Source organism: Halorubrum sp. Boch-26 (assembly GCF_029889805.1).
Lineage (GTDB): Archaea > Halobacteriota > Halobacteria > Halobacteriales > Haloferacaceae > Halorubrum.
Genome location: NZ_JARANT010000002.1, coordinates 43,102 through 63,944, shown reverse-complemented (window position 1 = coordinate 63,944; position 20,843 = coordinate 43,102). Strand labels below are relative to the sequence as shown.

Genomic DNA, 20,843 nt, shown 5'->3' with positions numbered 1-20,843 from the left:
CGTTCGTCCGGTAGATGCGACCAGTAGGGATCCAAATCAGGACTGGTCGGTGAGAAAAACCACGAATTGATCCTAATTCGGCCTGAAACTGGCTTATCCTCCGAACCTGTGGATCGTCAGCTGCGCCAATTTCATATAGCGACATACGATATATTCGATCGGGATCGGACGGGGGAACTGTTGTCTATTATCGGTCAGAAAATCGGGAAACTCCGGAATTATTACCCCGTGCGCCCGCAGAGCGTGTGACATGGCCGACTCCGACTGGGGCGACTGGCTGCCGCGCGCGGTCGCGGACGCCGACCCCGACACGGTGGCGCTGTGGTATCTGGGCTGTAACGGCTTCGCGATCAAGGGGAGCGAAGGCACCGTCATCTGGATCGACCCGTACGTGGGCACGGGGGACCCGCCTCGCACGGTTCGGATGATTCCGGTTCCCTTCGATCCCGCCGACGTCGACGTCGCGGACGCGGTACTCGCGACCCATGAGCACACTGACCACGTCCACGGCCCCTCGCAGGCGCCGATCCTCGCGAACACCGACGCCGACTTCATCGCGCCCGACGACTCGCTCGCGGTCGCGCGCGAGGAAGAGCGGTGGACCGATCGGTGGGACGTTGACGAGGAAGCCTTCCTCGAGGTGACCGAAGGCGACGAACTGAAGATCGGCGAGTTCACGGTTCGCGTCGTCGAAACGCACGACTCGGACGCCACGCATCCGGTCGGGTACGTGATCGAACACGACGCCGGCACCGTCTTCCACGCCGGGGACAGCAAGCCCTCGGAGTCGTTCCCGGGGCTCGCCGACGAGTTCGACATCGATCTCGGGATCCTCGCGTTCGGCTCTGTGGGGGCGATACCGGACAAGGAGACGGGCGAGCCGGTCCGGACGAAGTGGTACAGCGACGAGAACGAGGTCGCGAAGGCGGCGAACGACCTCGAACTCGACCGGCTCGTTCCGACGCACTGGGACATGTGGAAAGGACTGACCGCGGACCCGACCGCGCTTCACGAACACGTGCGGAGCTTCGAACATCCGAACCGGCTGGAGATAGTGGAGACGGGTGACCGGATCGAGCTGTAGCCGACGAGTCGCGCGAACCGTCGAGAGTTCGAATGAGACGGTCGAAACCGCGGGTTTTGGCGCCTCGGTGGTTATCACCCCCGAAACCCGGCCCGTGGAATTTAAGCCCCTGCTCCGGGAGTAACTGGGTATGAGCGAACGGACGGCAGAAGCGACGACGACCGTCGACGAGGACGGTATTCGCGTCGAGAAATCCTTTACCGACGACGCGTTCCCCGTACCCGCGGTGATGTACGAGCTCTCCTCGAGCCGCGAGGATCCCGTGCGCGTGCGCATCGTGGACCGTATTCCCGAGTCGTTCCCGATGGACCGCATCGGATTCCACCCGGAGTACGAGAGCGAGAACTGGACGGCGTACAAAGACCACCGCGTCGAGTTCGAGCGCGTGCTCGACCCGGGCGACGCGATCGAGACCGTGTTCGGGATCCGCGACGACGACCCGGACCTCGACGGGTTCCTCGGTACGCCGGTGATCGAGCACGTCCCGGTCGGGGAGGAGATCGAAGACGTTCTCGGCACCGGCGACACCGACGCCGTCAGGGAGGTGCTCTCCGGCGACCGTGCAACCCTCCCCGGCATGGATGACTCGCTCGGCGACCCGGACGACGCGATGGCGGCCGAGGCGGACGCGGAACCGGCCACGGCGCCGGACGCTGAATCGTCCACGGCACCGGACGCTGAATCGTCCACGGCGCCGGACGCGGAACCGTCTACGGCGCCGGGAGCCGAGGATGAGGTGACCGAGGCGACGGATCTCGACGAGGAACCCGACGCTCCCGAACCGCGGCCGGTGTCCGCGGACGGTACAGCGGCGGTCACTGTCCGAGACGACGAGCCCGAGGCGTCCGAGGAAGACGCGCATGAGGTCGACGACTCGGAGCCGACGGCGGAGTCCGAGCCCTCGATCGAATCGAGAGAGACGGTCGAAACCGACGACGCGACCGACGCAGATGAGGGCGCGGATCGACGGCCCGAGGAAGGCATGGAACGCGACGAGGGCACCGCCGAACCCGACGACCCCTCCACCCCGAGCGTGTCGCCCGAAAGCGGCCTCGCGGCCGCCCTGGCGGCCGAGATCCGCTCCAGCGAGGTCGCGGACGAGGACCTCGATACCCTCAAAGACGAGTTGGACGTTGGGGTTCCGCGGAGCGTCGATGTCCGCATCGCTCGCCTTCAGTCGAGCGTCGCCGACATCGAGGCGTACGCCGACGCGCTCGCGGAGTTCATCGACGGCGAGGGGACGGCACGGGAGATTCTCGACGAGCTCGACCAGAAGGTGGATCGCGTCGACTCCGAGATGGACGCGCTCGGCGACAGGGTCGACGCGGCCGACGCCGACCGAGAGGACCTGCGCGGAACGGTCTCTCAGGTGGACGAATCCGTCGATGCGGTCTCGACGGAGGTCGACGGCGTGGCCGACCGGGTCGACGGTGTCAGCGATCGGGTCGACGGTGTCAGCGATCGGGTCGACGGTGTCGAAGCGACCGTCTCGACCGTCGAAGAGACGGTCGGCGACGTGGAGGCGACGGTCGAGGAGGTCACGAACGACATCTCGCGGATCGACGAGGAGACGGTCGCGCTCGACGAGGCGCTCGACGATGTCGGCGACGACGTCGAGACGCTGTACGGGGAGGTCGACGACGCCGCCGCCGCGGTCGAGTCCACGGCGGAGCGCGTCGACGACGTGGAGTCTCGGCTCGGCCGCTTCGACGAGGAGTTCGATGACCTGTGGGATGACCTCGCAGAGGTCGACACCCGCCTGACGGAGATCGAGGACCGGCTCGGCGAGGACCTCGACGACGTCGAATCGGAGCTCGACGATATCAACGACCATCTGGAGGAGCTGGAGGCGTTCCGAAAGCGGCTCAACGAGGCGTTCGGACCGTAACTCCCGGGCCGACGGAAAGCGCAACCCGTTTCAGCCGCGCTCCCTCACTCCGGGTAATGAGCGAACCGGTACCGGTCGCCGTCCCGCGAAAGGGCCGACCCCTCGAAGCGGTCCTCGAACGGATCGCGACCGTCGGTAGCGACGACCGGTTGGAGCGACTCGCGGACAGCGTGAGCAACACGCTCCGCTATGAGAAGGCGATCACGAAGGACCGCGTCGAGGCCGACGACGGCCCGTACGAGCGGCTGGCCGACTACTCCCACCCGGACACCCCGACCGAGCCGGAGTTCACGCTGCTGCGCGACGACCGCGACGGGAAGCCCCGTCGGATCGTCTTCGACGCCGCGACCGTCGACATCGGCGACGTGCGACTGAAGCTCGTCGGTCGCGAGGAGCCGTTCCGCGCCCTTCGAACCCACGAGTTCGCGCTCGGATTCGACTCGGCGGATCTCGTCTTGGAGGAGGTCGTCGGGATCCGACCCGAGGGGCTCGGCGAGATCGCCGACGTCAACGAGCGGATCGATCCCGTCGACACCGATGTTCGCGTCGTCAACGGGCTCGGCGACACCGTCTACCACACGCTGATGGGCCGTCCGGAGCTGCTCGAACCGGGGACCGACCTCGACCGCGCGTTCCTCGCCGGCTACGAGGGGCCGCTGTGTATCTCTCCGCGGTACGAGCGGCTGGTCACCGCGGTGTTGGGCACGGACTCCCTCGACGGGGTCGACTTCGTCTATCCGAGCCCCGACGAGGAGGAAGAGGCTGGCATCGCGCGGACGGGCCTCGGAGTCTACCTCACCGTGACCGGGTCCACGGCCCGCGAGCACGGGCTCGTCGTCGGAGAACACCTCTTCCCGAGCGAGACCGTGTTGATGCGGAACGCGGCCGAGAGCGATCCACGGGTCGAGCGCGCGATAGCAATCCTCGACGTCGACGACGCGACCTCCGAGATTCGGATCTGATCTCGAGAGTTTTTATAGCGACATACAATATACTCGTTGCGGACGAGACGTACTAGTGGGGCAGATCGTTTCCGAGACGAGTGGGACCGGACGAACCACCCGACGAACTGTAGCTCGTGGCCTCGAAGCCACGGGCGATACGAGGAACCGAAACACCAAGTCAACGGGACGGACTGAGATGTCGCCCGTGACGCGGTGGCCTCGGCAAAACGGGAATCCGGAGATGTCACGATCGAGCACTCCCCTATCGCCCCGGCGGATCCGGACGACCAACTCAGTGAACGATCCGATCGCTTTTTGACCTTCTCAAACGGACTGTTTCGATCTTCAACTGTACTATTTATCTTGTATACTAGTTCTACACTGAATATGATAAGTACTATAATTCAGTATATATCACAGAATACGCTCTAAACAGAGGTTCAGAACTCTGTATAAGGGACTTTATCCGGAATTGTGGGATAGATTGAAGACGCCGGCCGAAGAAGTCGAATTCGAACGATGACCGACGACCGCCGCTCGGTGAAGACGTACGTTCCCGCCGAACAAAAGCGCCGGTGGCAGGACCACGCGGACGAGCTCGGGATGTCACAGAGCGAGTTCGTCAGGACGATGGTACAGGCCGGTCGCCGCGGCTTCTCGACGGGTGAATCCGAGAAGACCGTGGAACCCGGTCCGACCGGGTCTGACCCCGGGGGTGACCGCCTCGAAACACGGGTGGAAGCCGCACTCGCCGACGGTCCGCTCTCGTGGGAGGAGCTCGTCGAGGACGTGGTCGGCGATTTCGAGGCGCGGCTGGAGAACGCGCTCGACGCGCTACAGGATCGCAACCGCGTCCGGTACAACGGACGGAAGGGCGGGTACACCCTCACCGATGAGTAGCGCCCGAGCGCCGGACGGGGTCGACGACCCAGTGGAGTACTTCATCGAGGACCTCACCTACCACGGGAAGACCGAGCGTACCCGCGAGTCCTACGAACGCGTTCTCCGGCGGTTCGAAGCGTTCCTCGGCGCGGACGCGACGCCCGCGTCGGCGACGCACCGCGACTGCATGTCGTTCGTTCACTCGCTACGCGGTGACGTCGCCGACAGCACGGTGGCGACGTACGCCGCTTACCTCCACCGCTTTTACGGATACATGACCGAGATCGGCGTCTTCGAGGGGAATCCGATGACGCTCGTGATGGAGGAGATGGACGAGACGGTCGACAAGGACCCGGCCCGCCGCGATATCTCCGTTGCGGCGATGCGCGAGTTCGTTGCAGGGATCCGCCATCCGCTCCATCGAGCCTTGGTGGTGACCCTACTCAAGACCGGGATGCGGGTGGGCGAGTGCTGTAACCTCGATCTCCGCGACCTCGCCGTTGACGATTCCGAGCTACGGGACGCGTACGCGCTCGGAACCCGCCCCGTCCTCGCGGACCGGCCGAATTCGCTGTATGTGACCCCTGACGCGACCGTCGGCGAGACATTGAACGGCGAGGTCAGGACGGCATCGAACAAGCGCAAGCGGGGGACGGTGATCCCAGTCGACGACGAGTTGGCTCGAACGCTGAAGCGGTGGCTGGCGATCCGTCCCGACAGTCCCTCGCCGGCGGAGCCGCTGTTCGTCGGCACGGCGGAAGGGTGGGGAGAGCGACTCGATCCGCAGGCGGTGCGACACGTCGTCGAGCGGTACGCCCGCGACTCGGGGTGGTATCGAACGGGTGGCGGCGCCGCCGAGAACGTCACACCTCACTACTTCCGGCACTTCTTCACGACGCACCTGCGCGATAGGACCGGCGACCGCGGCGTGGTCAAGTACCTGCGCGGCGACGTCGCCGACGACGTGATCGACACCTACACCCACAACTGGGGCGATCAGGTCCGAGAGACGTACGAGACGAACGTCTACCGGCTGTTGGAGTGACTCGATGGCCGTTGCACGCATTCCGTCGGCTTGATATCGACGAATTAGTGTCGCGATCCGCACGAGTAAACTGCATATCGCTATATTGAATTCTCGTCGAGCGTCTTCCACAGGTTCGGAGGTGGCGCAGTAGCTCTCGGAGTCGGTATGCGCGTGTTCGGACTGTACCGAGACCGGTGAAACGGGCCTCGCGTCGCTCGTCGAGCGCGGAATGCGGCGGTCTGATGCGACGATGACGGCGCCGCGAAGCGACTACGGCCGGCACGCGTCGGTAGCGACCGTGCGCCGTCACCACCGGCATCCAAGCGGGATCGACAGTCCGCCTTCGCGAGCGGCCCCTCGAACGGGCGGCGGCCGCTATCGTTTTCTGACCCGCCCGTGTATCCCCCCCGTATGTCCGAAAAGGCCCTCCAAGACGCACCGAGACGCGGTTCGTCCGATACCGCCGACATCGATCTCGACTGGCTCACGCTCGAAGACGACGAATCGATCCTGTGGGCGAGCACGCCGCACAAGTACAGCGTCGTCCCCGCGTTTATCGTCGGAATTCCGCTCTCTCTCGTCCTCATCGGCGTTCCAATCCTCGCGGCGGCGTACCTCCAGTATCAGAACACGAACTACGTCGTCACGGATCGCGGGCTCTACAGCAAGCGGGGCATCCTCTCCAGAGACGTCAAACAGATCGGGTTCGACAAGGTCCAGAACATCTCCTACTCCCAGTCGGCGCTCGGGGCGTCCTTCGGGTACGGCTCGGTCGACGTCAGCACGGCCGGCGGGTCGGGCGTCGAGCTTCAGTTCCGAAGCATTCCGGATCCGGCGTCGGTCCAAGAGCTGATCGCGAGGGAGGTCGACGGCCGACGGCAGAGCGAATCGGACTCGACGGACGAGGACGACGTGCTGAACGAGATCCTTAGAGAGGTCACGGCGATCCGACGGGCGGTGAGCGACGACGACGGAAACGACCGCACCGGGAGCGGTCGTCCGACCGACGGCGACGGCGCGCCGACCGAGGAGTTCCCGACCGACGAGTCATGAGCGACGACTGGTGGTATCGACGCGATTCCGAGCGCGTCGTCTGGCGGGGGCGACCGCGGCTCTCGGCGGCCCTTCCCGGAATCGGTTTCGGGGCCGCGGTGTGTGCGGCTGCGATCGCGGCCGCGGTGGTCGTGGATCCGCGGCTCATCGCGGGAGGCGTCCTCGGGATCGGAGTCGCCGCGTGGGCGGTGCTCCAAGTGCGACGGACCAGTTACGTGCTCACCACCCGCGCCGTCTGGGCCAAACGCGGCGTGGTAGGACTGACAGTCCGGCGGGTCACCCTCGAAAAAGTACAGAACACCGCGTACAACCAGTCCGTCAGCGGGTCGGCGTTTGGGTACGGAACGGTCACGATCGAGGTCGCCGGCGGCCGCGACCTGCGGTTCCGCCGGGTCAGCGATCCGAAAGCGGTCCAGAGGACCGTCGCCGACCGCAGCGGCGGGACGGACGATACGGTTCCGGGGACGACCGCTCAGTGGCGATCGCTGCTGCGGCTCGTCCGCGAGATCCGGAGCAGCGTCGAATAGGACCGAGAAACGAACGGTCGGCTCCGCCGGGAGTCGTCTCCGAAGTCGTCGTGGTCCCGCGGATACTGAAGCGCGCGGTGTAGACCGCCGACCACGTCGTCGCGTCGGGGGACACGTCCGGTAATCCGGTGGGCGAGGCGACCGCCGGCGAGGTATCGGCGGACCCGGAGCCACTAAAGGTATCTGAACACGTTCGGGGTATGTGATAAGCGGGGAGGGATCGTACGACGAGGAAGCTCCATGTTCGACGACTTCGACGTAGACCGGCGTCCCCTCGTCCTGATCTGGGAGGTGACGCAGGCGTGCGGCCTCGCCTGCCGTCACTGTCGGGCGGACGCGGAGCCGAAGCGCCACCCCGACGAACTGACGACGGCCGAGGGGAAGCGGCTCCTCGACGACGCAGCGGCGTTCGGCGACGGACAGCTGATCGTCCTCTCCGGCGGCGATCCGCTCGCCCGGGGCGACCTCACCGAGCTGGTGTCGCATGGCGACGACCTCGGCCACCGCATGACGATCACGCCGAGCGGGACGGCGTCGCTAACCCCGGCCCGGGTCGAGGCGCTGGCCGACGCCGGCATTCAGCGAATGGCGCTCAGCATCGACGGCGCGACCCGGGAGAGCCACGACCGGTTCCGCGGCGAAGAGAGCTTCGAGGACACGCTGACGGCGGCGCGAGCGGCCCGCGACGCCGGCCTCCCGCTGCAGGTCAACACGACGGTCTGCGCGCAGACCGTCGACGAGCTCCCGGCGATCCGCGACCGGGTGCGCGACCTCGGCGCGGTGCTCTGGAGCGTCTTCTTCCTCGTGCCCGTCGGTCGCGGGCGGATCCTCGACCCGATCCCGCCGGAGCGCGCCGAGGAGGTGATGGAGTGGCTCCACGGCGTCGCCGAGGCGGAGCGGTTCGGCGTCAAGACCACCGAGGCGCCGTTCTATCGCCGGGTCGGACGCCAGCGCGACGGCGACGGCGCCGGGGTTCGTCGTCGCGGCGGCATCACGGCCGGTCGGGGCTTCGCCTTCGTCAGCCACACCGGGGAGACGTACCCGTCGGGGTTCCTTCCGAAGTCCGCGGGCAACGTCCGGGACCGGTCCGTCGTCGACATCTATCGGAACGCGGAGCTGTTCGAGTCGCTCCGGGACCCGGACGGGTTCGCGGGGAAGTGCGGAGCGTGTGAGTTCCGGCAGCTCTGCGGCGGAAGCCGCTCTCGGGCGTTCGCGGCGACGGGGGACCCGATGGGGAGTGACCCCCTCTGCCCGTACGTGCCCGAGGGGTACGACGGCGAGCTTCCGGCGACGCTGGACGGAGAGAGCACGGGCGTCCCGGACGTGGCGGATTGAAAATTCTGACCGCGTGAACCCGCCCCGAGCCGAGCGGCCGATTAGCGGTCGTCCGAGTCGAGAACTCGATGCGGGACGTTCCTGTCGCGGAGCTTCGAGGTGTGCCGCGGTATCTCGTCGGTCACCGCGACCAGCAGGACGTCGAGTCCGAGCATGCCCGCCTCCGCGACGCCATCGGCGGTTCCGAACCGGATGTCCGGAGTCACATCGGTCTGCGAGACGAGCGCGTACGCCTCCGTTCCGGCGACCGCGAGCAGACCGTCGTCGGGAACGTGCGCCGAGACCACCTCCGCGTCGGGCGGAGCCTCGTCGGTGACGGTCGGGACGGGGAGCACGGAGACGGTTCCGGTGTCGTAGTCGACGACGCCCTCGAAGTCGGCGACGCCGACGGCTTCCCCCGTCGCCGCGCTCGTGACGGTGACCGCGGTCGCGGTACCGCCGGCGGGGTTGGCGTGAAGGACGCCGTCGCGCATTACCAGTCCGACCTCGCTCCCCTCGCTCACGTCGTCGAGCGCGATCGCGGCGTCGACCTCGACGCTGCCGAGGACGTCGGAGTTGACCCGTTCGAGGTACGTCTCCAGATCGTCGGTCCGGGAGATGAGCCAGTCGACGCCTTCCTTCGTCACTTCGTACCGACCGCGACCCCCCTTCTCGACGTAGCCCGTCTCGACGAGATCCCGGACGTAATCGCTGACCGCCTGCGAGGTGACGCCGATCGTGTCCGCGATCTCGCCCTGGCTCACGGCCGGCTGCCGGGCCGCGATCTCCACGAGCACCTGGTAGCGCGTCGCGCTCCGCTTGTTCTCGAGGACGTCCGGCGAGTCTGCCCCACCTGTCTCGGTCATTATCGGTCGTTCGGCGGCCGTAAATAAAGTGTTGTTGCGTACCGCACGAGGCATTCCCGTCAGCGGCCGTCGCTCCGCGATCCGTATAAATTAGAACGGTTCTAGCGCAATTGGAGTTGAGTTGGAGAGCAGTCAGCTTGTCCGATGGGAGCGGGCTACAGGACGTCGCCGATCCGCACGGGTTCGCCGTCCAGCTCGGGCTCCTCGGCGACGATCTGTAACACCTCGTGGTCGGTGACGTCGCGGAACCCCTTACCGGTCGCCTCCTCGATCAGGTCCTTCTCCAACTCGAACTCGGTCCCCTCGTAAACGACGTCGACGCCGTCGTCGGTGAACGTCAGGTCGGTGCTCATGAAGCGCCGTAGGCGGTGATCAGATAAAAGGGGCGTGACACGGCCGTGGTTCGGCGTCCGGAGGTGTCGCCGGCACCGGTCTCGCGTCGGCGATCCGGGAGCGACCGCCTACTCGTCGTCGCCGTCGTCTTTCATCTCCGAGAGGCGCCCGACCAGGTCGTCGGTCGAAGCGCCGCCCTCGATGGACACCTCGCCGTCGTGGTCGTTCTCGTGGACGTTGACGGCGTCGTCGTCGTCGGTGTCCACGTCTTGGTCCTTCTGCTCGCTCTCGTCGTACGATCCGAATCCCATACCTGACCCTTCGGTGCCGGACTCAAAAGGGCAGTGACATGGGGACGGTACGAGGACGAGACGCACGCGTCCACTCGGAGTCGCTCAGTCGTCCGCTGGCGGTCGCGCTGGCGTCCGCCGTGCGTCTGACTCCCCACACGGTTTATACGCGCGGAGGGAGTTCACTCGGTGTGTCGCTGCGAGGAGACGGTCCGATAGAGGAGCTCGCTGTCCCGTCCGGGACGACCGTCGAGGAGCACGATCTCGTCGTCGACGGCGACGTGCTCGTCGGCGGCCAGTCGACGGTGGAGTTCGGGCTCCGCGGGCGCAACGTCGCGATCGGCGAGCGCGTGCGCGTCGGGAGCGACATCGAGGCCGAGGGGGACTGCCGGCTCGACACGTGGTGTACCGTCGACGGCAACGTCCTCGTCGGCGAGGACGCGTACCTCGGCGAGCGCGTGACCGTCACGGGCCGGCTGATGGTCTCGGGCGACCTCGACATCGGCGACGACGTGTCGATCGAGGAGGGGTTCGAGGCGAACGGCTGGATCGTCATCCGGAACCCCGTCCCCACCATCGTCTTCTACTTCATCGTCCTCTCGCAGCTCCTGCGGGTCGGCGAGACCGACGCGGCCGACGAGCTCGCGGAGGCGCTCGCCGACGGCGACGACGTGCGCGACCCGCTTCTGGTCCCGCGCGGCGCCGAGATCTCCGACGACGCGTGGCGGGTCTCGACGCCCGCGACGGTCGGGGACGACTGCCGACTCCACGGCAACCTCCGGGCCGAGTCCGTCCGCGTCGGCGAGCGCAACGAGGTGTTCGGCTCCCTGCGGGCCCGCGAGGGAATCACGGTCGGCGCCGACACGGTCATCCACGGCGACGTCACCACCCGCGGCGGAACGGTCACCATCGAGGCCGGCGCACGTGTGCTCGGCGACGTCTCCGCCGGCGACCTCGTCGTCCACGACGGCGCCGAAATCGACGGCGCCCTCCGGGCTCGCGGCGAGATGAGGCTGGTGCAGGAGCTGCGTGACGACGCGACCGACGACGGCGCAATCGACGACAACGGGGCTGCCACCGAGAGAGACGAAGCGTCCGCCGAGGACGACGCGGCTTCCGACGAGAGCGAAGACGACTCGCAATCCGAGACGAGGGAGACGCCGGTCGACCCCGATCCGGAAGCGACGTAGCCGGCGCGGTGCGGGCGGTCTCGGTTCCTCTCAGCGCTCGGTCGCGTCGACGAACACCTCCTCGTGGAGCCGTTCGGAGACGACGTCCGCGAGCGTTCGGAGGTTCTCCGTGTCCTCGCGGTTGTACGAGACGAGAGTCTCCAGCGCGCCCTCGTCGCCGCGCTCGTACTCGCGCCAGAGGCGGACGGCGTCTCGCCCCGACAGATCCGGGCGGTCGCGGTCGATCCCGATCCGTTTCTCTATCGGCTTCAGCCCTCCGGAGAGCCCGATCCGCTTGCAGGGGTACATGAGATCGAGGTGGGGCGTTTCGATGTCGATCCCGAACGAACTCTCTAAGAACGGCACGTCGAATCGCGCGCCGTTGAACGTCGCGAGCAGGCCCGCGTCGGCGAACTCCTCGCGGAGGCGGTCGGCGGTGAGGTCCTCGCCGGCGACGAGCGTCGTCGTCTCCCCGTCCCGATGGAAGCTCACGGTCGTCACCCGGTCGCGGTGCTCGTCGAGTCCGGTCGTCTCGATGTCGAAGAAGCAGGTCTCCCCGCGGAAGTTCTCGTAGAGCCGCCACCGCTCCCCGCTCGGGAAGGTCCGGTCGAAGTAGGCCGCGTCGCCGTCGTCGAGGTGCGTCAGCGCCTCGGCGATGAACGACTCGATCCGGTCGGCGGTGGTCGAGCCGACGCCCGCGACGTCGACGGCGGGGTCGAACGCCTCCCACGTGGTGACGCCCTCGCGCCAGAGCCGGCGCTCCGTCGTCTCGCCGACCCCCTCGACCGGGATGAAGCTGTTCTCGATGCGCATACTCCCCCCCCGGCGGCGCGCGGGCAAAAACCCGACGGGAGCCGGCGGGAACGGGACGCCTCCCGACCGCTACTTAAGTATCGGCAGTTCCAACCGTCGGTATCAATGTGCGGTCGCTACACGCTTTTCGCTCCCGCCGAAGACCTCGAAGCTCGATTCGACGCCGACTTCGGCGGCGTCGAGCCGAGTTACAACTGCGCGCCCGGGCAGGAGCTCCCCGTAATCGCGGACGAGGTGCCGGACCGCGCGGCCCGGATGGAGTGGGGACTCACCCCGTCGTGGGCCGACGAGTCGTTCGGCCTCATCAACGCGCGCGGCGAGACGGTCCGCGAGAAGCGGAGCTTCGCCGACGCCTTCGAGCGCCGGCGGTGTCTCGTGCCCGCAGACGGCTTCTACGAGTGGGTCGACGGCGGCGGCCCCGACGGTGGAGGCGGGTCCGGGAAGACCCCCTACCGGGTCGCCTTCGAGGACGACCGTCCGTTCGCGATGGCGGGGCTCTACGAGCGGTGGCAGCCGCCCGAGCCCGAGACGACCCAGACGGGGCTCGGGGCGTTCGGCGGCGGGTCGGCCGAGGGTGCCGATACCGGCGACTCCGGCGGCCCGGTGGAGACGTTCACGATCGTGACGACCGAGCCGAACGACCTCGTTGCCGACCTCCACCACCGGATGGCGGTGATCTTGGACCCGGACGAGGAGGAGACGTGGCTCCGCGGCGACCCCGACGAGGCCGCCGCGCTGCTGGACCCGTACCCGGCCGACGAGCTGACCGCACACCCGGTGTCGCCGCGGGTGAACTCCCCAGCCGTCGACGCGCCCGAGTTGATCGAACGGCTCGGATGAACGTGCGGTAGCCGACGAAGTCGGCGCGGGGGCACGGAGGCTGAGTTCAGCGCGATCGGTCTCGGTTCGAAACGAGCGATCAACCCGCTAACGCGATGTCTAGGTACAGCATAATGATCACGCCCGCCATGAGTCCGAGCGTCGCCACGCGTTCGTGACCGCTCCTGTGCGTCTCGGGGATGATCTCGTCGGAAATGACGAACAACATCGCCCCCGCGGCGAACCCCATCGCGTACGGCAACAGCGGCTCGACCGTGGCGACGGCGACGGCGCCCAGCACCGCTAACGGGATCTCGACGACTCCGGCCCGGATCCCGGCGACGGCGGCGTACAGCCGACGGTCGAGCCCGGCGTTTATCGCGGCCACGGAGACGGCCAGTCCCTCGGGGACGTTCTGGAGGCCGATCGCGACCATCAGCGACAGCGCGCTCCCGAGCTGTGCCGGGTCCCCCGCGGCCGCACCGAACCCGACGCCGACGGCCAACCCCTCGGGCATGTTGTGCAGCGTGATGGCCAAAATGAAGAGGACGACTCCGGTCACCCGCTCGTCGGTGACCGGAAGCGTCTCGTTCGGTTTCGCCGCGTCCGTTCGACGGGAGCCGGTTAAGAGGTAGTGCGCGTGGGGAACCAGCGCGTCCGCCCGATCGAGAAACAGCGCGCCGATCCCCACACCGATGAGCGTCGGGACGGGGTTTCCGCCGGAGTACTCCTCGATTCCGGGGATTATGAGGCTGGTGAACGCCGCCGCGAGCATTACGCCGGCCGCGAATCCAAGCAGACCGTTGAGGGCCCGCTCAGATGGGTCCCGCCAGACCAGAATAAGCGACGCGCCGAAGAGATTCAGCAGGGAGATGACGAGGCCACCAGCGAGTGCCTGTATCACTGGGGACGTCCCGGCGACTCGGACGAACGCCTCGGTGAGTCCAAACGCCATTGCACGCCGTTTATCGATGGGACGCTTATACCTATGCACATCCTTCGGAGGAGATCGGTATCGAAGCCGACGGTGCGGACGGAGCCGGTCTCGGGGGTGACTCCGCGAACGGCGCGTTCGCCGGGAGACCGCGGTGACCTGGCCTGAGAGAGACGCGTTCCGCGATGGGGGCCGCGGCCGGTTCAGGGCGCCACGAGGTCGACGACCGTCTCGTCGTCGACGACGACGTTGTACGCGCCCTCGTCGTCGTTCCAGAGGACGAGCCCGTTCTCGACGAAGACGACCGCGCCGTAGTCGGCCCGCCGGAGGTCCTCGTTGAGCACGGTCTCGCGCGTGCAGACGAGGTAGTGGTCGACCGTCTGCGAGCCGTCGCCGACGCGGTAGAGGGCGTTGTCCCCGTCGCTGAGGTCGTGGCTGAGCTTCACCGCGAGCAGGTTCACGCGGTCGGTGACGTGATCCTCCGAGTCCGCCATCCGCCCGCAGCGGTCGTCGCTCGCCCGGACGTCGACGCGGCGCTTTCCGTCGGGTCGGACGATCGCGTACGCGAACTGAACGTCGACGTTGCGGAACTCGCCCGGCTCGTCGGTCGATCCGCGTTCGGCCGCCTCGTCGAGCCGCCGCTGAAACGGCGGCGTTTCGAGGTCGTCGGCGACGTCGAAGGACCACCCGCCGTCCGCGGGCGTCGCGTCCGGCCAGAGCCGGAGCGTGGGCGAGTACGTCTCCACGTCGCTCGTCGGCGTGACGATCTCCCGTTCGATCTCTCGGAGCCCCATCGCCGTGTTTCGGTCGGCGGGCGCGAAGGCGACGACGCTCCCGTCGTCGGCGAGGCGGTCGAGCGCGGCCTCGACGACCGCGACCGGATCCGAGAGCTCCGAGAGGACGTTCCCGAAGACGACCAGATCGAAGGGTCCAGCCGCCGCGTCCGCGTCGCCGGCGCCTGTCCCGGCCGAGCCGCCGTCGACGCCGAGGTACGACTCCGCCGTCGTCTCGTGGATCGCCGCCCGGAAGTTGCGGCCGGTCTCGCCGAGCAGCCGGCCGAGCACGCCGGCGGCGGCGCTCGGCTCGACGGCGTGGTAATCGACGACGGCGTCGTCGGGGAGGTAGTCGTGGAGGCCGAGCGCGGGCCCGCCGACGCCCGCGCCCACGTCGAGGACGCGAAGGGTCCGGTCGATGAGCCCGTTCTCGACGAGGTCGTCGAGGACGTAGCCGATCGTCGCGTAGTAGGCGGGGAGGTGGTAGATCGCGTAGCCGAGCGCCGCCACCCGGTCGTACTCCACCTCGTTCTCGTAGAGGTAGTCGGTCTTCAGCCGCCTGACCGCCTCGCGGAGCTCCGCGCCCGACTCGCCGCGGTGCCAGTTCGCGCCGAACTCGGCGACGAGGAGGTCCTCTAAGGCGAACGCGTAGGCCTCGGGGAACGCGGTCGGCGCCCATCCCGGGTCGGGTATCGGTCCCTCCGGGACGGGCTCGAAGCTCCCGTCGTCGCGCTCGCGCAGGCGGAGGCCGAACGCCTCCTCGCGGAGCGTCTCGCGGACGACCGCCGGGTGCGGCCTCCCTTCGATGTACTCCGCGATCTCCTCGGGGTCGATCGGTCTGACGTTGCGCAGGTAGTTGGCGTTGTTCCGGACCGCGTCTCTGTCTGTCATGAAATCACTGTCGTCATCGGTCGGCTCACTCGTGTCGCTCCCGTCCCTCGCGCTCGCCGCGGGCCGCCTCGTACAGGTCGGTGAATCCTTCCGCGTCGGCGTCGGCGATCTCGCGGGCCGCGACGGCCACGTCGTCGGCGCCGTCGAAGGCGCGCTGGATCTCGGCGTACACGCCCGGCGCGCCCTCGGTGACGGTGTCGGCGACCTCGTCGAGCGCTGCCGAGACGGGCGTGTGGAACTCCTCGCGCACGTCGTCGCCCGCGAGTCGCCACGCGAGGACGGCGGCGTGCGCGCCGGCCTGTACCGTCTCCATCGCCCGGTCGTGCTCGGCCGGGGTCGTCTCGAACACCTCGTTGCCGCCGGCCTCTATCGCGGCCGAGACGCCCTTGACGACCGGGCCGCCCTCATCGACGACGCAGGCGACGTTGCCCGGGACGCGCGGCGGCGCGAACAGCGGGTGGTAGCTCGCGCGTTCCAGGCCTCGGGCGTGCTCACGCATCGCCGCGACCGCGTCGGTCATCTCGCCGGAGACGTCCAGGATCGCCCGCTCCGCGCGGGGCGCGTACGCCTCGACGGCCGCGGGGACCGCCGACATCGGCACCGCGAGACACACCGCGTCGTGAGTCGTGTCGCCGTCGGTCGGGACCACCCTCGCGTCCCGGGAAGCGGCGGCGTCGCGGGCGACGTCCGAGTCGCGGTCGGCGAACGCCACCGTCGCGTCCACCGGCGACTCGTCGGCCGACACCGCGTCGGCGATCCACCGGCCGATCTCGCCCGCGCCCGCGACGAGTAGATCCATCGGTTGTCCGGACGGAGGGCGCGCGAGGCTTAAAAAGGCTCGACTCGGGGACCTACTTCGATGTCGACCGCTCGGCGCCGCCGCGGAGGCCGAGGAGGCCATCTCCGGGCGCGATCGCCCGCACCGCCGGGAGCAGCGCCAGCGCGATCGCGAGCTCCAGCCCGCCGACCGCGAGGAACGCCGGGGTGTACCCGAACGCCTCGGTGGCGCCCCCGCCGACGAGGAAGCCGGCGAGGAAGCCGAGCGAGCCGAACACGTTGAACAGCCCCATCGCCGCGCCACGGGCCTCGGGCTCGACGAGGTCGGTGACGAGCGCCATCGTCGCCGGCGCCATCAGCGCGCCGCAGACCCCGACGAGGGTCATCAAACCAGCTGCAACGGGGTATATCGGCGCGACGCCGACGCCGACCGTGACGACCCCGTACGCGATCGAGCCGACCACGACGGGGAGGAAGCGCCCAACACGGTCCGAGAGCGACCCGAACGGCGACTGGAGCAGCGCGAACGGGACGAAGAAGAGCGCGAGCGTCGCCCCCGCGCCGGCGGCCGAGAGCCCGAACGTGCCGGGGTCTTGGAAGTAGTAGACGCCCACTAAGGCGAAGAAGCCGGCCGTGAGTCGGTCGACGAACCCGAACGCCAGCGGGACGAGGAGCCCGCGGGTCGTCCGCGCCCGAGCGAGCACGTCGCGGAACCCGGCGTCGTCGCCGTCTTCCCCAGTTACCTTCGCGCGTCCCACCGCCCGGTCGTCGACCCTCGCCGCGAGCAGGCCCGCCCCAGCGAGCACCGCGGCGCCGGCGTACAACGGATAAAAGGGATCGAGGTCGGCGAGCGCGCCGCCGACCACGGCCCCGACCGCCGCGCCCAGCCCGATCGCGGTTCCGGCGGCGCCCATGTTACGGCCGTTGCCGCCGCGGAGGTCCATCAGCGACGTGATCGCGAGCGAGAACGCGCCGATCGTGAGCGCGCCGCCGACGACGCGGACGGCGAGCGCCGCCCGGAAGCCGAGGCCGAGTCCCGGGAGCGCCGCCAGCGCGACGTACGAGGCCGCGCCGCCGAGCGCCCCGGCGACGATCAGCGGGACCCGCTTGCCGAGCGCGTCGCTGGCGGCGCCCCAGACGACCGCGAAGGAGACGAACGCGCCGAACTCCGCGACGAGGAACCACATCCCGGCGTCGATGCCGGCGGGCGCACCGAGCGCGACCACGAGGGCCGGGACGCCGGGATACAGGAGCACCTGCGAGATCAGCACCGCGAGCACGACGGCGCCGAGCAGCCGTCGCTCCCCGCGGTCGTCGTCGCTCATTAGAGCATGAGACGGGTCGAAAGGGCAAAAGAACGACGCTCCGTGGGGAGAGCCACCCCCGCGACGAATCGATCGTTCCGGCGCCGTCGAAACGGTCGGTGGGAACGCCGACGCCCTCCCGCCGTGCCCCGGATATTTTAATCATCGGCGCGTAGTGGTCAGCAGGCCAACCGGCATCCGCCGGCGACCGACGGCCGCGGACGGCGAGATCTACCCACGCCGGACCCGACCGATATCGACGACCGAAGGAGACCAACGAATGAGATCGGAACGGACCGCAAGCGACGTAACGGTCGGAGTTGATCGCTGTCGATGATCGAACCGCTCGCCGCAACAGCCGTCGCCCTCGTGTTCTGGGGTACGCTCCTGTTGTATAGCTTCTCTTCGCTCTGGTGGCTGCTCGAAGTGACGGTCCTCGCGTACGGCTGGCAGGCCGACGACGAGAACGAGATCGACTTGGATAACATCCAAGTGCGTATTCTGACGTACAACTCGCCGTCGACCGTGCAGGTGACCGTGAACTCGGTACCCGACGGAGTAGCCGGGACGAAAGTGATAGCCGAGGCGGAGATGGATATCGACGGCGCCGACGTCCACGTCGTTCCCGACGAGTTCGAGAGTCAGGCCCAGAAGAAGGGCCGAGCCATCGAGTGGGCCCGCCGGTACGTCGGCTGCGATCAGGAGTACATCCTGTACCTCGACGAGGACAGCATCCTGGTCGACTTCGAGGGACTGCCGGCCGCCGACCTCGTCCAGATCACGGAACACCCTCTCCGGACCGGATCCTGGCTGGTGTACCTGTGTGAGGTGTTCCGGGTCGGCTATCAGCGCGAACAGCGCGCGTTCCACCGCATGGCGTATCCCCTCTACGCGTGGGGCGGGGGCGTCGCCGTCCGGGCCGAACTCGAAGACGAAGTCACGTGGGACGTCCCGACCATCACCGAAGACACGACGTTCATCTGGCGGGCGGCTGAGCACGTCGATCGGCAGAGGGGGCGCTTCGAGTACCGCCTGTTGAACAAGCGGTTCAGAAACCAGGCCCCGCCCACTGTTCGGGAGATGTTCAATCAGCGACGGCGGTGGATGTCCGGGACCCTACGGGAGGTGTACCGCCTGCCGCGTCGATACCTCCCCCTGCAGGCCGCGCGGATAATCACTTGGACGCTGTCTCCCGTGATCCCGCTGCTGTCCGTCTTGGCGTTCCTCTATCCCGATCTCGTCCCGCAACACGGGATCTATCAGGTGGTCTCCGTCGCCCTGTTGAGTATGCTGTTCGTGTACATGGTCGCCGGGCTAATCGAATACCGAAAGTACCCCGAGCTGTGGCCCGTCTACATCGCGTTGACACCGCTCGCAGTGACACTGCACGCAGTCGGGGCGTTTTGGGGGCTGCTCCGGCCGGCGAGCGATTTCGAGATCACGGAGAAGACGCCAGGACGGGTGAGCGTGGAGACGCTCAAGCAACTGAATCCGGATCTCGACGAGGAAGTCGCGGCAACTGACGATGACGCAGACGCCACGACGCCGTCAGCGAACGACTGAACGACCGGCTACCCCCACGTACTCCCGCCGGTGTACTCGTCTTCACAGCGACAGGTGTCGACGCCGAGCGCGGCGTAAATCCCACAGGTACCCGTAACGGCACCGATTCCGAGGGCCAACGCGAGGAAGACCAACCCGCCCATGACCGCCAGCGTAAGCGGGTTGCGGGGAACCGAATAATAGAGCCAGAGGGTAGCTGCCACCGTGACCGGCGTCAGCACCGCCCGTGCGATCCGATCGCGGCGGCCGACGTTCTGGTTTCTCCCAGCCATGTCACCGTATATTCGCATTTTGTGGATAAATATCAATCGGATACAACGACGATCGGCAGTCCAAGAGATTCGAACCGTGTTCAACTGACGGCTCGATGACGGAACGACCGCCACGACCATTGGGGCGTCCCCGACTACAACGCCTCGTCGATCGCCGCCGCGATCGTCTCCGCTTCGTAGGTGTCGACCGGCTCGCCGTTCACGAAGATCGCCGGCGTCCCGGAGACGCCCATCGACTCGCCCTCGCTCCGGTCGCTCATCGACGCCTCCTCGTATGCCGCGAACCGGGCGTCGGCGATGGCGGCACAGGGGTCCGCGCCGGCGGCCTCCGCGGCGGCGCCGATCGCCTCGCCGCTGTAACTGCCCTGCGACTCGTAGGCGGCCGAGGCGAACGCGAAGAACGCCTCCGAGCCGTTGCGAGCGCCGACGCCGCGGGCCGCGCTGGCGACGGGGACCGCCCAGGTCTCGTCGACCGGGATCGGGAAGTCCCAGTGCTCGTAGCGCACCTCACCGGGTTCGATGAACTCCTCGCGGATCGTCGGAAAGTGGTCGAGCTTGTAGGTGGCGCAGTGACCGCAGGTGAAGTCCTCGAACGCCTGCACGACGACGTCGGACTCCGGGTCACCGAGGACCGGTCGGAACTCGAGATCCGGGTCCGACGGCTCGGAGAGGTCGCAGTCGTACTCGCCCGTGTCGAGCTCGTTTCCGCCGTCGGTGCCGTCGGTGCCGTCGGTGCCGCCGTTGCCGCCGCCTCCGCCGCCGAGACATCCCGTCGCGCCGACGACGCCGACCGACGCCGCGCCCGCGATCAGGGACCGCCGCGTGCGTTCCATACTCGCCGTTCGGGCCGGATCGCACTTAACCACTCCGCGACGACCGCGGGGTCCCGCACCCGAGCGGAGTGGCTCGCGTCCGAACGTTTTTGCCGGCGCCTCGCGACCCTGTGGTATGAGCGACTGGGACCTCGACCTGCGCGACGCCGAAGAGCAGATGGACGAGGCGTTCGCGGCCGGCGGCGACGTCGTCCTCGGCGTCCTCGACGGCACCACCGATCCCGAGGAGTGGGTCCGCAGCGTCGACTACGGCAACACGTTGGTGTTGTCGATCGACGGCGACCTCAACGAGCTCGCCGCCGGCTTCGCCCGCGAGGTGAAGGACATGGGCGGCGAGCTGATGCACTTCCGCGGGTTCCTCGTGGTCACTCCCCCGGGCGTGAGCATCGACACCGAACGCCTGAGCGACTGAGATCGACGTCCCGATCCGCGTTTTCGGCGGTTGACACGAGCAAAAGAAGTATGTCACCGCGGCGAGACGGGGGTG

At 68.0% G+C, this 20,843-nt stretch carries 21 protein-coding genes and 1 pseudogene; 12 read left to right on the top strand and 10 right to left on the bottom strand.

The window, feature by feature from the left end:
- Positions 1-250 precede the first annotated feature (250 nt).
- The 8 genes from OQF71_RS00735 (at position 251) to OQF71_RS00700 (ending at position 8,740) form a co-directional block, all read left to right on the top strand.
- Entirely contained in the window at positions 251-1,084 is an 834-nt protein-coding gene (locus tag OQF71_RS00735; protein WP_280585143.1) for an MBL fold metallo-hydrolase, read from the top strand.
- Between the two features lie 130 nt (positions 1,085-1,214).
- Positions 1,215-2,972 carry a hypothetical protein gene (locus OQF71_RS00730; RefSeq protein ID WP_280585141.1) on the top strand — a complete coding sequence of 586 codons (1,758 nt, stop codon included), beginning with the start codon at positions 1,215-1,217 and terminating at the stop codon, positions 2,970-2,972.
- Positions 2,973-3,028: 56 nt separating this feature from the next.
- Positions 3,029-3,934 (top strand): hypothetical protein, encoded by a 906-nt coding sequence (locus tag OQF71_RS00725; RefSeq protein WP_280585140.1) that lies wholly within the window; start codon positions 3,029-3,031, stop codon positions 3,932-3,934.
- Positions 3,935-4,435: 501 nt separating this feature from the next.
- The gene (locus OQF71_RS00720) at positions 4,436-4,816 is read left to right on the top strand and encodes a DUF5805 domain-containing protein (protein WP_280585139.1); all 381 of its coding nucleotides are present in this window, start codon (positions 4,436-4,438) and stop codon (positions 4,814-4,816) included.
- Positions 4,809-5,843, top strand: coding sequence for a tyrosine-type recombinase/integrase (locus tag OQF71_RS00715; RefSeq protein ID WP_280585138.1), 1,035 nt, complete (start codon positions 4,809-4,811; stop codon positions 5,841-5,843). The genes OQF71_RS00720 and OQF71_RS00715 overlap by 8 nt, the downstream gene beginning before the upstream one ends.
- 393 nt (positions 5,844-6,236) lie before the next feature.
- Positions 6,237-6,878 carry a PH domain-containing protein gene (locus tag OQF71_RS00710; protein ID WP_280585137.1) on the top strand — a complete coding sequence of 214 codons (642 nt, stop codon included), beginning with the start codon at positions 6,237-6,239 and terminating at the stop codon, positions 6,876-6,878.
- The gene (locus OQF71_RS00705) at positions 6,875-7,405 is read left to right on the top strand and encodes a PH domain-containing protein (RefSeq protein ID WP_280585136.1); all 531 of its coding nucleotides are present in this window, start codon (positions 6,875-6,877) and stop codon (positions 7,403-7,405) included. The genes OQF71_RS00710 and OQF71_RS00705 overlap by 4 nt, the downstream gene beginning before the upstream one ends.
- Before the next feature lie 240 nt (positions 7,406-7,645).
- Positions 7,646-8,740: a radical SAM protein gene (locus OQF71_RS00700; RefSeq protein WP_280585135.1), complete on the top strand. Its 1,095-nt coding sequence runs from the start codon at positions 7,646-7,648 to the stop codon at positions 8,738-8,740.
- Positions 8,741-8,781: 41 nt separating this feature from the next.
- Here the strand turns inward: OQF71_RS00700 and OQF71_RS00695 are convergent, their stop codons facing one another.
- From OQF71_RS00695 to OQF71_RS00685, 3 genes are all read right to left on the bottom strand, one after another.
- Entirely contained in the window at positions 8,782-9,585 is an 804-nt protein-coding gene (locus tag OQF71_RS00695; RefSeq protein ID WP_280585134.1) for a MarR family transcriptional regulator, read from the bottom strand.
- 155 nt (positions 9,586-9,740) lie between these two features.
- The gene (locus OQF71_RS00690) at positions 9,741-9,938 is read right to left on the bottom strand and encodes a DUF5800 family protein (RefSeq protein ID WP_144798661.1); all 198 of its coding nucleotides are present in this window, start codon (positions 9,936-9,938) and stop codon (positions 9,741-9,743) included.
- Between the two features lie 108 nt (positions 9,939-10,046).
- Positions 10,047-10,229: a DUF5786 family protein gene (locus OQF71_RS00685; RefSeq protein ID WP_123112021.1), complete on the bottom strand. Its 183-nt coding sequence runs from the start codon at positions 10,227-10,229 to the stop codon at positions 10,047-10,049.
- A 170-nt stretch (positions 10,230-10,399) separates the two neighbouring features.
- On the opposite strand from OQF71_RS00685, the gene OQF71_RS00680 reads away from it, so the two are divergent.
- Positions 10,400-11,398: a polymer-forming cytoskeletal protein gene (locus OQF71_RS00680; protein ID WP_280585127.1), complete on the top strand. Its 999-nt coding sequence runs from the start codon at positions 10,400-10,402 to the stop codon at positions 11,396-11,398.
- Positions 11,399-11,428: 30 nt separating this feature from the next.
- Here the strand turns inward: OQF71_RS00680 and OQF71_RS00675 are convergent, their stop codons facing one another.
- Positions 11,429-12,190: a ribonuclease H-like domain-containing protein gene (locus OQF71_RS00675; RefSeq protein WP_280585126.1), complete on the bottom strand. Its 762-nt coding sequence runs from the start codon at positions 12,188-12,190 to the stop codon at positions 11,429-11,431.
- Positions 12,191-12,295: 105 nt separating this feature from the next.
- On the opposite strand from OQF71_RS00675, the gene OQF71_RS00670 reads away from it, so the two are divergent.
- The gene (locus OQF71_RS00670; protein WP_280585123.1) at positions 12,296-13,030 is read left to right on the top strand and encodes an SOS response-associated peptidase; all 735 of its coding nucleotides are present in this window, start codon (positions 12,296-12,298) and stop codon (positions 13,028-13,030) included.
- Positions 13,031-13,109: 79 nt separating this feature from the next.
- Here the strand turns inward: OQF71_RS00670 and OQF71_RS00665 are convergent, their stop codons facing one another.
- From OQF71_RS00665 to OQF71_RS00650, 4 genes are all read right to left on the bottom strand, one after another.
- Positions 13,110-13,964, bottom strand: coding sequence for a ZIP family metal transporter (locus OQF71_RS00665; RefSeq protein WP_280585122.1), 855 nt, complete (start codon positions 13,962-13,964; stop codon positions 13,110-13,112).
- A 182-nt stretch (positions 13,965-14,146) separates the two neighbouring features.
- A complete protein-coding gene (locus OQF71_RS00660; protein ID WP_280585121.1) occupies positions 14,147-15,607 on the bottom strand; it encodes a methyltransferase domain-containing protein in 1,461 nt (486 codons plus the stop codon).
- A 25-nt stretch (positions 15,608-15,632) separates the two neighbouring features.
- On the bottom strand, positions 15,633-16,406 hold the full coding sequence (locus OQF71_RS00655) for a prephenate dehydrogenase (protein ID WP_280585119.1): 774 nt from the start codon (positions 16,404-16,406) through the stop codon (positions 15,633-15,635).
- 52 nt (positions 16,407-16,458) lie between these two features.
- Positions 16,459-17,709 carry an MFS transporter gene (locus OQF71_RS00650; RefSeq protein WP_280585117.1) on the bottom strand — a complete coding sequence of 417 codons (1,251 nt, stop codon included), beginning with the start codon at positions 17,707-17,709 and terminating at the stop codon, positions 16,459-16,461.
- A 312-nt stretch (positions 17,710-18,021) separates the two neighbouring features.
- Between OQF71_RS00650 and OQF71_RS00645 the strand changes: the two genes are divergently transcribed.
- Positions 18,022-19,251: a glycosyltransferase family 2 protein gene (locus tag OQF71_RS00645; RefSeq protein WP_280585115.1), complete on the top strand. Its 1,230-nt coding sequence runs from the start codon at positions 18,022-18,024 to the stop codon at positions 19,249-19,251.
- An 8-nt stretch (positions 19,252-19,259) separates the two neighbouring features.
- Here the strand turns inward: OQF71_RS00645 and OQF71_RS00640 are convergent, their stop codons facing one another.
- A complete protein-coding gene (locus OQF71_RS00640) occupies positions 19,260-19,523 on the bottom strand; it encodes a DUF2892 domain-containing protein (RefSeq protein WP_280585114.1) in 264 nt (87 codons plus the stop codon).
- A gap of 134 nt (positions 19,524-19,657) precedes the next feature.
- Entirely contained in the window at positions 19,658-20,356 is a 699-nt protein-coding gene (locus OQF71_RS00635; protein ID WP_280585113.1) for a thioredoxin domain-containing protein, read from the bottom strand.
- 115 nt (positions 20,357-20,471) lie between these two features.
- Here OQF71_RS00635 and OQF71_RS00630 point away from each other — a divergent pair.
- A pseudogene (locus OQF71_RS00630) lies at positions 20,472-20,765 on the top strand (DUF5779 family protein); the annotation flags it as partial.
- Positions 20,766-20,843: the final 78 nt, after the last annotated feature.

Coding starts and splice junctions, on each gene's coding strand:
- OQF71_RS00650 (WP_280585117.1), bottom strand. CDS start 17,709: ATGAGCGACGACGACCGCGGGGAGCGACGGCTGCTCGGCGCCGTCGTG.
- OQF71_RS00705 (WP_280585136.1), top strand. CDS start 6,875: ATGAGCGACGACTGGTGGTATCGACGCGATTCCGAGCGCGTCGTCTGG.
- OQF71_RS00735 (WP_280585143.1), top strand. CDS start 251: ATGGCCGACTCCGACTGGGGCGACTGGCTGCCGCGCGCGGTCGCGGAC.
- OQF71_RS00710 (WP_280585137.1), top strand. CDS start 6,237: ATGTCCGAAAAGGCCCTCCAAGACGCACCGAGACGCGGTTCGTCCGAT.
- OQF71_RS00645 (WP_280585115.1), top strand. CDS start 18,022: ATGATCGAACCGCTCGCCGCAACAGCCGTCGCCCTCGTGTTCTGGGGT.
- OQF71_RS00635 (WP_280585113.1), bottom strand. CDS start 20,356: ATGGAACGCACGCGGCGGTCCCTGATCGCGGGCGCGGCGTCGGTCGGC.
- OQF71_RS00730 (WP_280585141.1), top strand. CDS start 1,215: ATGAGCGAACGGACGGCAGAAGCGACGACGACCGTCGACGAGGACGGT.
- OQF71_RS00665 (WP_280585122.1), bottom strand. CDS start 13,964: ATGGCGTTTGGACTCACCGAGGCGTTCGTCCGAGTCGCCGGGACGTCC.
- OQF71_RS00695 (WP_280585134.1), bottom strand. CDS start 9,585: ATGACCGAGACAGGTGGGGCAGACTCGCCGGACGTCCTCGAGAACAAG.
- OQF71_RS00715 (WP_280585138.1), top strand. CDS start 4,809: ATGAGTAGCGCCCGAGCGCCGGACGGGGTCGACGACCCAGTGGAGTAC.
- OQF71_RS00685 (WP_123112021.1), bottom strand. CDS start 10,229: ATGGGATTCGGATCGTACGACGAGAGCGAGCAGAAGGACCAAGACGTG.
- OQF71_RS00640 (WP_280585114.1), bottom strand. CDS start 19,523: ATGGCTGGGAGAAACCAGAACGTCGGCCGCCGCGATCGGATCGCACGG.
- OQF71_RS00690 (WP_144798661.1), bottom strand. CDS start 9,938: ATGAGCACCGACCTGACGTTCACCGACGACGGCGTCGACGTCGTTTAC.
- OQF71_RS00670 (WP_280585123.1), top strand. CDS start 12,296: ATGTGCGGTCGCTACACGCTTTTCGCTCCCGCCGAAGACCTCGAAGCT.
- OQF71_RS00720 (WP_280585139.1), top strand. CDS start 4,436: ATGACCGACGACCGCCGCTCGGTGAAGACGTACGTTCCCGCCGAACAA.
- OQF71_RS00725 (WP_280585140.1), top strand. CDS start 3,029: ATGAGCGAACCGGTACCGGTCGCCGTCCCGCGAAAGGGCCGACCCCTC.
- OQF71_RS00660 (WP_280585121.1), bottom strand. CDS start 15,607: ATGACAGACAGAGACGCGGTCCGGAACAACGCCAACTACCTGCGCAAC.
- OQF71_RS00655 (WP_280585119.1), bottom strand. CDS start 16,406: ATGGATCTACTCGTCGCGGGCGCGGGCGAGATCGGCCGGTGGATCGCC.
- OQF71_RS00675 (WP_280585126.1), bottom strand. CDS start 12,190: ATGCGCATCGAGAACAGCTTCATCCCGGTCGAGGGGGTCGGCGAGACG.
- OQF71_RS00700 (WP_280585135.1), top strand. CDS start 7,646: ATGTTCGACGACTTCGACGTAGACCGGCGTCCCCTCGTCCTGATCTGG.